Source organism: Metapseudomonas resinovorans, from assembly GCF_002003485.1.
Taxonomy (GTDB): Bacteria; Pseudomonadota; Gammaproteobacteria; order Pseudomonadales; family Pseudomonadaceae; genus Metapseudomonas; species Metapseudomonas resinovorans_D.
Window position 1 is genome coordinate 16,786 of sequence record NZ_BDMA01000003.1, and the last position, 14,937, is coordinate 31,722.

At 63.0% G+C, this 14,937-nt stretch carries 9 protein-coding genes; 5 read left to right on the top strand and 4 right to left on the bottom strand.

Translation table 11 applies throughout. The annotated features are described in order from the left end of the window. The 4 genes from ligA to MnOB_RS01035 form a co-directional block, all read right to left on the bottom strand. On the bottom strand, nt 1-2,376 hold the full coding sequence (gene ligA, locus MnOB_RS01020) for an NAD-dependent DNA ligase LigA (protein WP_077520955.1): 2,376 nt from the start codon (nt 2,374-2,376) through the stop codon (nt 1-3). A gap of 68 nt (nt 2,377-2,444) precedes the next feature. Next, nucleotides 2,445-3,260 (bottom strand): cell division protein ZipA, encoded by an 816-nt coding sequence (zipA, locus tag MnOB_RS01025; RefSeq protein WP_077520958.1) that lies wholly within the window; start codon nt 3,258-3,260, stop codon nt 2,445-2,447. Between the two features lie 234 nt (nt 3,261-3,494). Continuing rightward, nucleotides 3,495-6,983 (bottom strand): chromosome segregation protein SMC, encoded by a 3,489-nt coding sequence (gene smc / locus MnOB_RS01030; RefSeq protein ID WP_077520961.1) that lies wholly within the window; start codon nt 6,981-6,983, stop codon nt 3,495-3,497. Nucleotides 6,984-6,996: 13 nt separating this feature from the next. Further along, the gene (locus tag MnOB_RS01035; protein ID WP_077520964.1) at nt 6,997-7,656 is read right to left on the bottom strand and encodes a GntR family transcriptional regulator; all 660 of its coding nucleotides are present in this window, start codon (nt 7,654-7,656) and stop codon (nt 6,997-6,999) included. Between the two features lie 401 nt (nt 7,657-8,057). On the opposite strand from MnOB_RS01035, the gene xdhA reads away from it, so the two are divergent. From xdhA to guaD, 5 genes are all read left to right on the top strand, one after another. Then, the gene (xdhA, locus tag MnOB_RS01040; protein ID WP_077520967.1) at nt 8,058-9,497 is read left to right on the top strand and encodes a xanthine dehydrogenase small subunit; all 1,440 of its coding nucleotides are present in this window, start codon (nt 8,058-8,060) and stop codon (nt 9,495-9,497) included. Between the two features lie 137 nt (nt 9,498-9,634). Next, nucleotides 9,635-12,031, top strand: a complete 2,397-nt coding sequence (xdhB, locus tag MnOB_RS01045) for a xanthine dehydrogenase molybdopterin binding subunit (protein ID WP_077520970.1) — start codon at nt 9,635-9,637, stop codon at nt 12,029-12,031. A gap of 96 nt (nt 12,032-12,127) precedes the next feature. Further along, complete coding sequence (locus MnOB_RS01050) at nt 12,128-12,421, top strand: hypothetical protein (RefSeq protein WP_077520972.1); 294 nt, start codon at nt 12,128-12,130, stop codon at nt 12,419-12,421. Then, a complete protein-coding gene (xdhC, locus tag MnOB_RS01055; protein ID WP_077520975.1) occupies nt 12,418-13,251 on the top strand; it encodes a xanthine dehydrogenase accessory protein XdhC in 834 nt (277 codons plus the stop codon). The genes MnOB_RS01050 and xdhC overlap by 4 nt, the downstream gene beginning before the upstream one ends. A 132-nt stretch (nt 13,252-13,383) precedes the next feature. Next, the gene (gene guaD, locus MnOB_RS01060) at nt 13,384-14,691 is read left to right on the top strand and encodes a guanine deaminase (protein ID WP_077520978.1); all 1,308 of its coding nucleotides are present in this window, start codon (nt 13,384-13,386) and stop codon (nt 14,689-14,691) included. The last annotated feature ends 246 nt before the right edge of the window (nt 14,692-14,937 follow it).

The following is a 14,937-nucleotide window of genomic DNA, read 5'->3' on the forward strand; positions in this document are numbered from 1 at the left end:
TCAGCCCAGCTGGGCCAACTCGGCCAGGAACTGCTGTTCATCCAGTACCCGGACTCCCAGCTCGTTGGCTTTGGCCAGCTTGGAGCCGGCACCGGGACCGGCCACCACGCAATGGGTACGCGCCGACACGGAACCTGCGACCTTGGCGCCCAGCGCCTCGAGCTTTTCCTTGGCCACATCCCGGCTCATGACTTCCAGGGTGCCAGTGAGCACCCAGGTCTGCCCGGCCAGCGGCAGCCCTTCCACCGCCTTCCTCTCGCTCTCCCAATGCATGCCGAAATCACGCAACTGGGCTTCGATTGCCTGGGCACGAAGGACGTTGTCGTCCACGGCGAAGAACTCACGCAGGGCCTGCTTGGCCTTTTCATTCAGGCCCTTCATCACACTCAGGTCCAGCCAGTCGCGGCTGAGGGCGATAAGGCCCTCCAGATTGCCGGCCTTCTCCGCCAGATTCTTCGCACCCGTGCTGGCAATGCCGGACACGTTCAGCTTGTCGATGAAGCCGGCAAAAGTGGCGCAGGCGGCAAACTCCGGGCTGAGGCCGCTCTCTTCCTGCAGTTCGACGCCACGTTCCAGCAAGCTGCCGATCACCTTCTGGTTGTGTGCGTCGGAGAAGAACGCGTGGATTTCGTGGGCAACTTCCAGCCCCACGTCTGGCAGGTAGGTAAGCACGTCCGGCAGAGCTTGCTGGATGCGCGCCAAGGAGCCCAGGGCGCGGGCCAACAGCTTGGCGGTTTCCTCACCCACGTCCGGGATGCCCAGTGCATAGATGAAGCGCGCCAACGCCGGCTTGCGGCTGTCGGCAATGGCGCCTAGGAGGTTTCGGGTGGACAGGTCGGCAAAGCCTTCCAGCGCCACCACCTGTTCGTACTTGAGGGTGTAGAGATCAGCCGGCGAAGCGACCAGGCCGACGTCCACCAGTTGTTCGACGATCTTGTCGCCCAGTCCTTCTATGTCCAGGGCCCGGCGCGAGGCGAAGTGGATGATCGCCTGCTTCAACTGAGCGCCACAGGCCAGACGACCGACGCAGCGATACACGGAGCCTTCGCTGGTGGTTTCCTTGCCCTTGCCGCGCTTGACCAGTTGGGTACGTTCCACAGCCGAACCGCAGACCGGGCACTGCTCGGGGATGTGCACCGGGCGCGCATCGTCCGGGCGACGCTCCAGCACGACCTGCATCACCTGCGGGATCACATCGCCCGCGCGACGGATGACAACGGTGTCGCCGATCATCAGGCCCAGGCGCTCGACCTCATCCATGTTGTGCAGGGTGGCGTTGGAAACCGTGACGCCCGCCACCTGCACGGGCTTCAGGCGTGCAACCGGCGTGACCGCGCCGGTGCGGCCAACCTGGAATTCCACACCCAGCAGCTCAGTGAGTTCTTCCCGCGCAGGGAACTTGTGGGCCAGCGCCCAGCGCGGCTCACGGGCACGGAAACCCAGCTCGCGCTGCCAGGCCAGGTTGTTGAGCTTGTAGACCACGCCGTCGATCTCATAGGCGAGGCCGTCACGGCGCTCGCCGATGTCGCGGTAGTAATCCAGGCAACCCTGGGCGCCTTTCACCAGCTTCAGCTCGCGACTGATGGGCAGTCCCCACCCCTTGAGCGCCTGGAGAATGGCGTACTGGTTGTCTGGCAACTCGCCTTCGACACGACCGAAACCGTAGGAGCAGAACTCCAGCGGACGACTCGCGGTTATCTTCGAGTCCAACTGGCGCAGGCTGCCCGCCGCAGCATTGCGCGGATTGGCGAAGGTCTTGGCGCCCAGTTCGAGATTGCGCGCGTTGAGCGCGTCGAAGCCGGCCTTGGACATATAGACCTCGCCACGCACCTCCAGGACGGCAGGCCAGCCACTGCCTTGCAGCTTCAGCGGTACATTGCGGATCGTGCGCACATTGCTGCTGATGTCTTCGCCCGTGGTGCCATCACCACGGGTCGCGCCACGCACCAGCACGCCGTTCTCGTACATCAGGCTCACCGCCAAGCCATCCAGCTTGGGTTCACAGGTGTATTCCACTTGCGGACCATCACCGAACAGGTCGCCGCCCGGCAGGAGTTCCCCCAGCCCTTCACGCACGCGGCGATCGAAGTCTTTCAAGTCCTGTTCTTCGAAGGCGTTGCCCAGGCTGAGCATGGGCACCTCGTGGCGCACAGCGCCGAAGGCCGACAGGGCCGCGCCGCTGACCCGCTGGGTCGGGGAATCCGGTGTCACCAGCTCGGGGTGTTCAGCCTCCAGGGCTTGCAGTTCGCGGAACAGACGGTCGTACTCGGCATCGGGCACGCTCGGTTCGTCCAGCACGTAATAGCGATAGTTGTGCGCATCCAGCTCGGCGCGCAGCGCGAGGATGCGTTCGGCGGCGGTTTGGGCATCGGTCATGGTTCAGGCTCTTTCTCTTGAAACAAAAAGAGCAGCCGGGGCTGCTCTTTCGTTGACTGCGCGCCGGATCAGCGCTTATGGGTCAGGTGCTTGCGCTCGAATTCGACGATGCGCTGGCGGTAATGCTCGATGGTTTGCGCAGTCATCACACTGCGTTGGTCATCTTTCAGCTCGCCATTCAGCTCCTGGGACAGCTTGCGTGCGGCGGCAACCATCACGTCGAAGGCCTGCTTCGGATGGCGCGGACCCGGCAGGCCGAGGAAGAAGCTCACCGCGCGGGTGCTGAAGTGGTCGATGTCATCCAGGTCGAAGGTGCCGGGCTTGACGCCGTTGGCCATGGAGAACAGTACCTCGCCATTGCCGGCCATGCTTTCGTGGCGATGGAAGATGTCCATGGAGCCGAAGCGCAGACCGCTTTCCAGAATATTCTGCAGCAGGGCCGGGCCCTTGAAGCCGGCCTCGTCGCGGGCAACGACGTTGATGACCAGGACTTCCTCGACCGGAACTTCCTGCGCCTGCACCTGCGGATGGACCTTGCCGTTCTTCTTGCCTTCGTCGACGGGATTGAGCAGGGTCGGCACCGGCTCGTCGAGGTTCAGGTCGCCCTGTTGCGGCTCGCCCCGGCGCTTACCCGCTTCGCGCGCGCTGAGGGAGGGCAGGTCTTCCTCATCCAGGGAGGGTTCCTGGTGTGAACGATCCTTGACCCGTGACGGGCCAAGCAGGTTGGGATCCTCATCGTCATCCGGGGCATTGGAGAAGCTGCGATCCAGCTTGAACTTGAGTTTCCCCTTGCCGCCACTCATGCGGCGCCAGCCATCGAACAGAATGCCGGCGATTACGATGATGCCAATAACAATCAGCCACTCGCGCAGACCGATATCCATGTAGTCCTGTGTCCCCTAGTGAAAATGCAAACAGACAATGGTGAAGAAAGGACATCCCGTCCCCTGAAACGTGGCGCCCAACTCCATGTTCTGAATGGCGTTTTCCACGTGCGACAAAATTGGGCATAAAGCTAGCACGACCAGCCCAGCAGAGAAACCTCTGATAGCGGCTTACAACCGTGCCAACGCGAATTTGATCCTCCGACCCGTCAAGGGTTCGAATCCGGCCGACGATCAGGCTTCGACCATCGACATCGCTTCTTCCACATCCACCGCCACCAGACGCGAGCAGCCAGGCTCGTGCATGGTCACACCCATCAACTGATCGGCCATTTCCATGGCGATCTTGTTGTGGGTGATATAGATGAATTGCACTTTCTCGGACATTTCCTTCACCAGACGCGCATATCGGCCGACGTTGGCGTCGTCCAGCGGCGCATCCACCTCGTCCAGCATGCAGAACGGCGCGGGATTGAGCTGGAAGATGGCAAATACCAGCGCCAGCGCGGTCAGTGCCTTTTCGCCACCGGAAAGCAGGTGGATGGTGCTGTTCTTCTTGCCCGGCGGGCGCGCCATGATCGCCACGCCGGTATCCAGCAGGTCCTCGCCCGTCAGCTCCAGGTAGGCATGACCGCCGCCGAACACCTTCGGGAACAGCGCCTGGAGGCCGGCGTTGATCTGGTCGAAGGTTTCCTTGAAGCGGTTGCGGGTTTCCTTGTCGATCTTGCGAATGACGTTTTCCAGCGTTTCCAGGGCTTCCACCAGGTCGTCGTTCTGCGCGTCCAGGTAGCGCTTGCGCTCTGATTGCTGCTGGTATTCGTCGATGGCGGCGAGGTTGATCGGGCCGAGGCGCTGGATGCGCGCGGCAAGGCGCTCGAGCTCCTCTTCCCACGCGGTCTCGCTGGCCTCGGCGGTCAGGGTCGCAAGCACACCGTGCAGGTCGTAGCCGTCCTCATGGAGCTGGTCCTGCAAGGTCTTGCGACGGACCGTCAGTGCCTGCCATTCCAGACGCTGCTGTTCCAGTTGGCCACGCAGCAACTGAGATTGCTGCTCGGCCTGGGTACGCCGCTTCTCGGCATCACGCAGTTCACGATCAGCATCTTCCAGGGCGAGCCGGGCCAGTTTCAGCTCTTCTTCGACGCCCAGCCGCTTCTCCAGCAACTCCTCCAGCTTCAGGCGCAGCTCCTCCAATGGTGCGGCGCCCTCCTCGAGATTGAGGCTGAGTTGTTCGCGGCGTTCATTGAGGCGCTCGAACTGCAGGCTCAGGCGTTCGAGCGCCTGGCGCGTGGAATCGTGCTGCGCCTTGAGCGAGCCGACTCGCACTGCCAACTGATGCGCGTGGTCCTTGTGCTGGCGAGCCTCCTGGCGGATTCGGTCCAGGCGTTCGCGGAGGCCATCGCGCTCGGCCAGCAATTTTTCCCGTTGTTCGGTATCGCTGGCCATGGCGTCCAGCGCGTCCTGCAAGGTCAAGCGGGCCTCGCCCAGTTGCTCGTACTCCAGGGCGCGCTGCTCACCCAGCTCGCGAAGCTCCTCCTCCAGGCGGCGGCGACGCAACGCCAGTTGCTCCACCTTCGCCTGCTGGGCGGACAGTCGTGCCTTGAGCTCGCCCAGGCTGCGGGATTCGTCCTGCAACAGGCGGCGCTGCTGCTCGCGAGACTCTTCCTGCTGGCGCTGGCCGTCGCGAAGCTGCTGCAGGCGTTCTTCCAGATGTTCCAGGGCGGCTTCGCGCTCCTCACGCTCGGCATGCAGGCGTTCCAGTTCCTGGCCACGCGCCAGCAACCCGCTCTCCGCCTCACTGGCCCGGCGCACCCGGAGGAAGTTGCGGCCGACCCAGTAGCCATCCCGGCTGATCAGGCTTTCGCCCTCTCCCAGGCTGCTGCGACGGGTCAATGCATGGTCCAGGGTTTCCACCGGCAGGACTTTGCCCAGCCAGGGCGCCAGGTCCATCGGCGCTTCGACCTTATCCAGCAAGCTGCCGGGCGCGCGCGCCCCGCCCTTGCCTGCGCTGGCCAGGCGCAGTTCGCCCTGGCTGAAGCCAGAGAGGTCGAGGCCGTTGAAATCATCCAGCAGCACAGCCTGCAGATCGGCACCGAGGACGGTTTCCACCGCCAGCTCCCAACCCTGCTCCACCCGCAAGCCTTCGGCCAGTCGCGGGCGTTCCGCCAGTTGTTGCTCGCGCAGCCATTCGGCAGCACCTTTGCCCGGGTTGAGCGCAGCTTGCTGCAGGGCTTCCAGCGAGGCGATGCGGCCATTCAGGCGCTGCAGTTCGCCTTGGGCCTGCTGCTGGGCCTGGGTGGCCTGCTGCAGTTCTTCGCGCAGTTCGTCCAGGCGCTCCGCCAGGCCCTGTTCGGCAGCCAGGAGCTCTTCCAGTCGCATCTCGCCGACGGCGAGCTCTTCGAGCATTTCCTGGATTGCGGCATCTTCCGGGTCGGCAGCCAGTTGCGTCGCTTCGTCATTCAGGCGACGCTCGCGCTCCAGTAGTCGCTCGAGACTCTGATCCAGCTGCTGGATACGTGACTGCTGGACCTCCGCCTGGCGGCGCGGCTCCGCGCTGCGCTGGTTGAAGCCATCCCAATGCTCCTGCCAGGCATGCATACCGGTTTCGGATTCTTCGAGCTGGGCGGCAGCTTCTTCGGCAGCCGCAGCACTCATTTCCTGCTCGGGGCCGAGCATATCCAGCTCTTCGCCCAGGGTGGCGAGCAGCGTGCGGTCGTGCCCCAGATGGGATTCGGTCTCCTGGCGAGCGCGCTCGGCCTCACGCAGGTCGTCCTGCAACTGGCGCAGACGCTGCTGGCCGTGCTGGATGCTCTGCTCCACCCGGGCAATATCGCCCCCTACTGAATAGAAGCGCCCCTGCACCAGGTTGAAGCGTTCGGACAGTTCATGGTGCCCGTCACGCAGGCGCTCGATGCTGGCGTCTGCATTGCGCTGCTCGGCCACCAGGGCTTCGAAGCTGATTTCCTGGTTGCCGATCACCGCTTCGCGCTGACCGACCTGCTCATTCAGCGCCCGCCATTTCAGGGCGGCGAGCTGCGCCTTGAGCTGGCGCTCTTCGGCCTTGTATTCCTGGTATTTCTCGGCGGACTGGGCCTGCCGGTGCAAGCGCTCCAGTTGACGCTCCAGCTCCTCGCGCAGGTCGGTGAGACGTGCGAGGTTTTCCTGGGTACGGCGGATTCGGCTTTCGGTCTCGCGACGGCGCTCCTTGTACTTGGAAATGCCGGCGGCTTCTTCGATGAAATTGCGCAGGTCCTCGGGCTTGGCCTCGATCAGCTTTGAAATCATCCCCTGCTCGATGATCGAGTAGCTGCGCGGGCCCAGACCGGTGCCGAGGAAAATATCGGTGATGTCCCGGCGACGGCACTTGGTGCCGTTGAGGAAGTAGGTGTTCTGGCCGTCGCGGCTCACGCGGCGGCGGATGGAAATCTCGGCAAAGGCGGCGTATTCGCCAACCAGGGTGTTGTCGGAGTTGTCGAAGATCAGCTCGATGCTGGCTTGGGCGACCGGTTTGCGGGTGTTGGAGCCATTGAAGATGACGTCGGTCATCGATTCGCCACGAAGATTCTTCGCCGAACTCTCACCCATTACCCAGCGAACGGCGTCGATGATGTTCGACTTGCCGCAACCATTGGGACCCACTACGGCGGCCATGTTGCTGGGGAAGCTGACGGTGGTCGGGTCCACGAAGGACTTGAACCCGGCCAGCTTGATGCACTTCAGCCGCATCGACGTGCTCCGCTCAACGTTCGGCCAGGGCTGCGAGCACCAGCTCGCAGTTCTGCTTGCCGTAGTCCAGCAGCACTTCGCGGATCCTTGCCTGGTCGCGGGCGATCACCGCCAGCAGCAGGTCGTCGAACACAGCACCGAGGTTCTCCATCTGGCCGCGACGGCGCTCAAGGGCCATGTAGTAGGTGCGGGCGATGGCTGGCTGCAGGTTGTCCAGGGTCTGTTGCAGGTACGGGTTGTCGGCGAAGGGATAAGCCGCCTGCATGATGGCGAAGCTGGAATCGACGAACGCGAGGATGTCTTCCCGCTCGCGGGCTTCGACAAGGCGTTGCTGGATCACCCGGAAGGGCGCCAGGTCTTCCTCGCGGCGCCAGTGCTCGGCAACCGCGTAGCCCAGGAGGATGTACAGCTCCATCACCAACGTATAGAGGCTGCGCACATGCTGCTGGGTCAACTCGGACACCTGGGCGCCACGGCGCGGCAGGATGGTGATCAGATGACGGCGCTCGAGGATCAACAGCGCTTCGCGTACCGATCCCCGGCTGACATTCATGGCCAGGGTGACTTTCTGTTCCTGGATGCGCTCACGCTCTTTCAGCTCGCCGCGAATGATGCGCTCGGCCAGGTGCTGGGCAATCTGCTCGGAGAGGCTGTCCGGTGCCTTGAACGTCATGGTTTTCCTTTGAACTGGGGGCATGGTGCGCTGCGCCGGAGCTTTCCCGCGCCAAAGCTCCGGCGCTGACAGTACTACGGGTACGGGCAGTGGGTGCAAGAGCGAAAGGGGAAATTTCCGACTCTGCCGCAGGACGCGGGCAGGCGCGCAGTTTATCACAAGGCATCGAGCACCCCTGAACGACTTACCCGGCACCCATCCCTCCCTTACCTACACTTAGATCAGGTGGCACGAAATGCGCTTGACCCTTGAGGCAGAGCGGACGCAGCGTGCTAATAACTGAAACAGATGAAGATTTCCTGACTTTCGAGTCAAATATTTATTGACCCAAAAGTCAGACCCCTCTAAATTTGCCGTCATACGAGCCCTCGTAAAAACAATAAAGTGCCTGGAGGTCGTCCTTGATCCAGTTTTTACTCAACCGCGAGCTGCGCACCGAGCATGCCCTCGATCCCAATGTCACGGTGCTCAATTACCTGCGTGAGCATGTCGGCAAACCCGGTACCAAAGAAGGCTGCGCCTCGGGCGACTGTGGTGCCTGCACCGTGGTTGTCGGCGAGCTTGATGGTGATCGCGTCCGTTACCGCACGCTCAACTCCTGCCTGACCTTCGTGTCCTCGCTGCACGGCAAGCAACTCATTACCGTCGAAGACCTCAAGCACCGCGGCCAATTGCACTCCGTGCAGCAGGCGATGGTGGATTGCCACGGCTCCCAGTGCGGCTTCTGCACCCCTGGCTTCGTGATGTCGCTGTTCGCCCTGCAGAAGAACAGCGATGGCTTCGACAAGGCCCAGACCATGGAAGCCCTCGCCGGCAACCTGTGCCGCTGCACCGGCTACCGCCCGATCATCGACGCCGCCGAACAGGCCTGCTGCCAGAAGCAGCCTGACCAGTTCGATGCCGCCGAAGCCCAGACCGTCGCCCAGCTGAAGTCGATCGCCCCACGTGATACCGCTGAACTGAACAGCGGCGACAAGCGCTGCCTGGTTCCGCTGACTGTCGCCGACCTGGCCGACTTCTACGTTTCCAACCCGCAGGCCCGCCTGCTGGCCGGCGGCACCGACCTGGCCCTGGAAGTCACCCAGTTCCACCGTGAACTGCCGGTGATGATCTATGTCGGCCACATCGAATCCATGAAGCGCATCGAGGAGATCGGCAACTTCATCGAAATCGGCGCCGCTACCCCGCTGTCCGACTGCTACGAAACCCTCTCCCGCGAGTACCCGGACTTCGGCGAGCTGCTGCACCGCTTCGCCTCCCTGCAGATTCGCAACCAGGGCACCCTGGGCGGCAACATCGGCAACGCCTCGCCCATCGGTGACGCCCCGCCGCTGCTGATCGCCCTGGGCGCCGAGATCGTCCTGCGCAAAGGCAACCAGACCCGCATCCTGCCGCTGGACGAGTACTTCCTCGACTACAAGGTCACTGCCCGCCAGGAGTCCGAGTTCATCGAGAAGGTGCGCGTGCCACGTGCCCGCAACAACCAGGCGTTCCGTGCCTACAAGGTTTCCAAGCGCCTGGACGACGACATTTCCGCAGTCTGTGCGGCCTTCAACCTGGTCATCGAGAACGGTGTCGTGCGCAAGGCCCGTGTCGCCTTCGGCGGCATGGCTGGCATTCCCAAGCGCGCCAGCGCCTGCGAGCAGGCCCTGATCGGCGCGGCCTGGTACCCGGGTACCGTCGAACGCGCCTGCGAAGCACTGGCCAAGGACTTCACCCCGCTCTCGGATTTCCGCGCCAGCAAGGAATACCGCCTGCTGACCGCCCAGAACCTGCTGCGCAAGTTCTTCCTCGAGCTGCAATCCCCAGAAGTCGAAACCCGGGTGACCGCGTATGTGTGACTTCAAAAACGTCGCGAGCGAAGCGCCAGGCAAGGCAGCGGCTGGCGAGAAAGCGGAGTTTAGTCGGCTAAATGAGCATTTCGAGCTAGCAGCTAACGCAGCATGGCCGAGCGCAGCAGTTGTTGGAGACACACAGTATGTCTAATCACTTCCACCACAAATCCCAGGAAGAACTGGCGGAACTGTTCCGAGCCGATATCACCACCGGCGTTGGCCGCAGCGTCAAGCACGAGAGCGCGCCCAAGCACGTCTCGGGTGAAGCGGTATACGTGGACGACCGCCTGGAGTTCCCCAACCAGCTGCACGTCTATGCCCGCATGAGCGATCGCGCCCATGCACGCATCACCCGCATCGATACCAGCCCCTGCTACCAGTTCCCGGGCGTGACGATCGCCATTACTGCCGAGGACGTTCCCGGCCAGTTGGACATCGGCCCGGTAGTCGCCGGCGACCCACTGCTGGCGGACGGCAAAGTCGAGTATGTCGGCCAGGTGGTCCTCGCCGTAGGTGCCGACAGCCTGGAAACCGCCCGCAAGGCAGCCATGGCCGCGATCGTCGAGTACGAGGACCTTGAGCCGGTACTGGATGTGGTCGACGCCCTGCGCAAGAAGCATTTCGTGCTGGACAGCCACCAGCACAAGCGCGGTGATTCCAGCACCGCCCTCGCCAACGCGAAGAACCGCATCCAGGGCACCTTGCACATCGGTGGCCAGGAGCACTTCTACCTGGAAACCCAGATTTCCTCCGTCATGCCCACCGAAGACGGCGGCATGATCGTCTACACCTCCACCCAGAACGCCACCGAAGTGCAGAAGCTGGTGGCCGAGGTGCTGGGCGTACCGATGAACAAGATCGTCATCGACATGCGTCGCATGGGTGGCGGCTTCGGCGGCAAGGAAACCCAGGCTGCCGGCCCGGCCTGCCTGTGCGCGGTCATCGCGCACCTGACCGGTCGCCCAACCAAGATGCGCCTGCCGCGTATGGAAGACATGAGCATCACCGGCAAGCGTCACCCCTTCTATGTCGAGTACGACGTGGGCTTCGACGACAACGGCCTGCTCAGTGGCATCCAGTTGGAACTGGCGGGCAACTGCGGCTATTCGCCTGACCTGTCCGGTTCCATCGTCGACCGCGCGATGTTCCACTCGGACAACGCCTACTTCCTCGAAGACGCCACCATCAACGGTCACCGCTGCAAGACCAACACCGCCTCGAACACCGCCTACCGCGGCTTCGGCGGCCCGCAGGGGATGGTCGCGATCGAAGAGATCATGGACGCGATCTCGCGCCATCTGGGCAAGGACCCGCTGGAAGTCCGCAAGCTGAACTACTACGGCAAGGACGAGCGCAACGTCACCCACTACTACCAGACCGTCGAGCACAACATGCTCGCCGAGATGACCGAGGAGTTGGAGGCCAGCAGCGAGTACGCCAAGCGCCGCGAGGAAATCCGCGAGTTCAACGCGAAAAGCCCGGTGCTCAAAAAAGGCCTGGCGATGACGCCGGTGAAATTCGGCATCAGCTTCACCGCCACCTTCCTTAACCAGGCGGGTGCACTGGTGCACATCTACACCGATGGCAGCATTCACCTGAACCACGGCGGCACCGAGATGGGCCAGGGCCTGAACACCAAGGTCGCCCAGGTGGTGGCCGAAGTCTTCCAGGTGGATATCTCGCGCATCCAGATCACCGCGACCAACACCGACAAGGTGCCCAACACCTCGCCGACCGCCGCTTCCAGCGGTACCGACCTGAACGGCAAGGCTGCGCAGAACGCCGCCGACACCATCAAGGGCCGCCTGGTGGAGTTCCTCGCCAATCACTTCAAGGTGACCACCGAGGACGTGGAGTTCAAGAACAACCAGGTACGCGTGCGCGACCACTTCCTCTCCTTCGAGGAAATGATCCAGCTCGCCTACTTCAACCAGATCTCGCTCTCCAGCACCGGCTTCTATCGCACGCCGAAGATCTTCTACGACCGCGACAAAGCCTCCGGCCGTCCCTTCTACTACTTCGCCTATGGCATGGCCTGTGCCGAGGTCATCGTCGACACCCTGACCGGCGAGTACAAGATGCTGCGCACGGACATCCTGCATGACGTGGGTGCTTCGCTGAACCCGGCCATCGACATCGGCCAGGTGGAAGGCGCCTTCGTCCAGGGCATGGGCTGGCTGACCATGGAAGAGCTGGTGTGGAACGCAAAGGGCAAGCTGATGACCAGCGGCCCGGCGAGCTACAAGATCCCGGCCATCGCCGACATGCCCATCGACCTGCGGGTGAAGCTGGTGGAAAACCGCAAGAACCCCGAGCAGACGGTGTTCCATTCCAAGGCCGTGGGCGAGCCGCCCTTCATGCTCGGCATCGCCGTCTGGTGCGCCATCAAGGACGCCGTGGCGAGCCTGGGAGACTACAAGGTACAGCCGAACATCGACGCACCGGCCACTCCCGAGCGGGTTCTCTGGGGCGTCGAACAGATGCGCAAACTCCAACAGCCAGCCCAGGCCTCCACCCAAGCGGAGACCGAGCCGGCATGACCCGGTAGGAGCCAGCTTGCTGGCGAAAGCGTTGCCTCCAACGACACGCGATTCTCCAGCAAGCTGGCTCCTACATAGAAAAAACGGTGCAGAACAATGACAACATCCACCGATCAAACGAAGACCAAACAGCAGGACGGCGATGCCGTGCTGCTGGAAACGCTGCCGGCCCCCATCCGTACCTGCAGCTTGTTGAAAGGCGTTGGCGAGGCAGCCGAGGCGAGGCAGGGACAGACGAAAAAGCGGAGTTTACGAGCTGTAAATGAGCATTTTGAGTCTGACCCTAACGATGCATCGGCAACGCAGGTAGCTTTTCAGCAGGCTGCAATGGACGACTGGCGGCTGTCACGGACCACCAGGCCACTGCGTAGCTGGAGACTGAGCAAATGAGCTGGATCAGCGCCCTCGCCGACCTTCAGCACCGTGGTGAACCCTGCGTGCTGGTGACCATCATCGAAGAGCGTGGCTCAACCCCGCGCAACGCCGGTTCGAAGATGGTCGTCACCGCGGAGCGGATCTTCGAGACCATCGGTGGCGGTCATCTCGAGTTCAAGGCAATGGAGATCGCCCGCGAGATGCTCGAAAATCGCAGCCAGGACACGCGCCTGGAGCGTTTCAGCCTGGGCGCCAGCCTTGGCCAGTGCTGCGGCGGCGCCACCGTCCTGCTGTTCGAACCCATGGTCCAGCCCCAGGCACATATCGCCGTATTCGGCGCCGGCCACGTCGGCCGTGCGCTGGTCCCGCTGCTTGCCAGTCTGCCCTGCAAGGTGCGCTGGATCGACTCGCGGGAAAACGAGTTCCCCGAACAGATTCCGGCTGGCGTGGAGAAAGTGGTCAACGAAGAGGTGGTCGACGAGATCGCCGAGATGCCCAAGGGCAGTTACTTCATCGTCATGACCCATAACCACCAGTTGGACCTGGAACTGACCGCCGAGATCCTCAAGCGCAACGACTTCGCCTACTTCGGCCTGATCGGTTCGAAGACCAAGCGCGTCAAGTTCGAGCACCGCCTGCGTGAACGCGGCTTCGCCGCGGAAATCGTGCAACGCATGCGCTGCCCGATGGGCATCCAGGAGGTCAAAGGCAAGCTGCCGGTGGAGATCGCCATATCGATCGCCGGCGAAGTCGTCGCCACCTACAACGCCAACTTCGGCGCTGAAGTGAAGAAAGGTGAAACGGTCGCCAAGCTGGTCCCCGCCTCGCGCCGGGAACAGGCCTGAGTTTTTCCTTCGCCCATCGGGCGAAGGTGACGAGTAGTGCCGGGTAGGGGGAGCCGCGTGACAGGGAGCCCCCTACTCCGGCCCCTCCCCTCGCGGGACGCAATAATCGCAACGCTAACGAACGAGACTGACATGACCAGCCACGTAACCGCCTACCGCTCCGCCATCCTGCACAGCATCGCCGACCCCGCCCTGGTGGGCGTCGAGCAGTCCTATCAGTATTTCGAGGACGGCCTGCTGGTGGTGGAAGACGGCCGCATCAAGGCCCTGGGCGACGCGAAGTCCCTGCTGCCGGATCTGGACGCCGGCGTCGAGGTGCACGAGTACCGCGATACCCTGATCACCCCCGGTTTCATCGACACCCACATCCACTTCCCGCAAACCGGCATGATCGCCTCCTACGGCGAGCAGTTGCTGGACTGGCTCAACACCTACACCTTCCCCACTGAAAAGCAGTTTGCCAACAAGGCCCATGCAGCCGATGTCGCCGGTATTTTCATCAAGGAACTGCTGCGCAACGGCACCACCACCGCGCTGGTGTTCGGCACCGTGCACAAGGAGTCGGTGGATGCGTTTTTTGAAGCTGCGCAAGCGCTCGATCTGCGGATGATCGCCGGCAAGGTGCTGATGGACCGCAACGCCCCGGACTACCTGACCGACACGGCCGAGTCCGGCTATGCAGACAGCAAGGAGCTCATCGAGCGCTGGCACGGCAAGGGCCGCCTGCACTATGCCGTGACCCCTCGCTTCGCCCCCACCAGCACCCCCGAGCAGCTGGAGCTGGCCGGCAAGCTGTATGCCGAGTACCCGGGCCTGTACATGCACACCCACCTGTCCGAGAACCGCAAGGAAATCGAATGGGTCAAGGAGCTGTTTCCCGAGCGCAAGGGCTACCTGGACGTGTATGACCACTACAAGCTGATCGGCCAGCGCTCGGTCTTCGCCCATGGCGTGCATCTCTGCGACGACGAATGCAAACGCCTGGCGGAAACCGGCTCGGCCGTGGCGTTCTGCCCCACCTCCAACCTGTTCCTCGGCAGCGGCCTGTTCGACCTGCAGAAGCTGGAAGAACACGGCGTGCGCGTGGGTCTGGGCACCGACGTGGGCGCCGGCACCAGCTTCTCGCAACTGCAATCGCTGAACGAGGCGTACAAGGTGATGCAGCTCCAGGGCAAGAAACTTGATCCGTTCAAGTCCCTGTACCTGGCTACCCTGGGCGGCGCCCGCTCGCTCTACCTGGACGACAAGATCGGCAACTTCCAGGCCGGCAAGGATGCGGACTTCGTGGTCCTGGACTACAAGGCCACTCCGCTGCTGGACTACCGCATGCAGCAGGCCACGAGCCTTCCGGAACGCCTGTTCGCCCTGACCATCCTCGGCGACGACCGCACCGTGAAGGAAACCTTCGCCGCCGGTCGCAGCGTGCATAAGCGCGGTTGATCGAAGGCGAAAATAGAAAAGCCCCGCTTCGGCGGGGCTTTTTGTTCTTCGCGAGTAAACATCCATGTTCCTAGCACATGGACTTGGGGGAGCCCCCCGGAAAGTGGCGAATCCTCCACTTTTCGCCTGGTCTGAGCCGTAGGGTGCGCTGTGCGCACCGATTCCGGGATCGGCTTCGGCACCCCGTCAAACCGCCGGTGCGCACGGTGTTCAGCCGGGATACATGGGTAACGCCTGTCGGGGGAC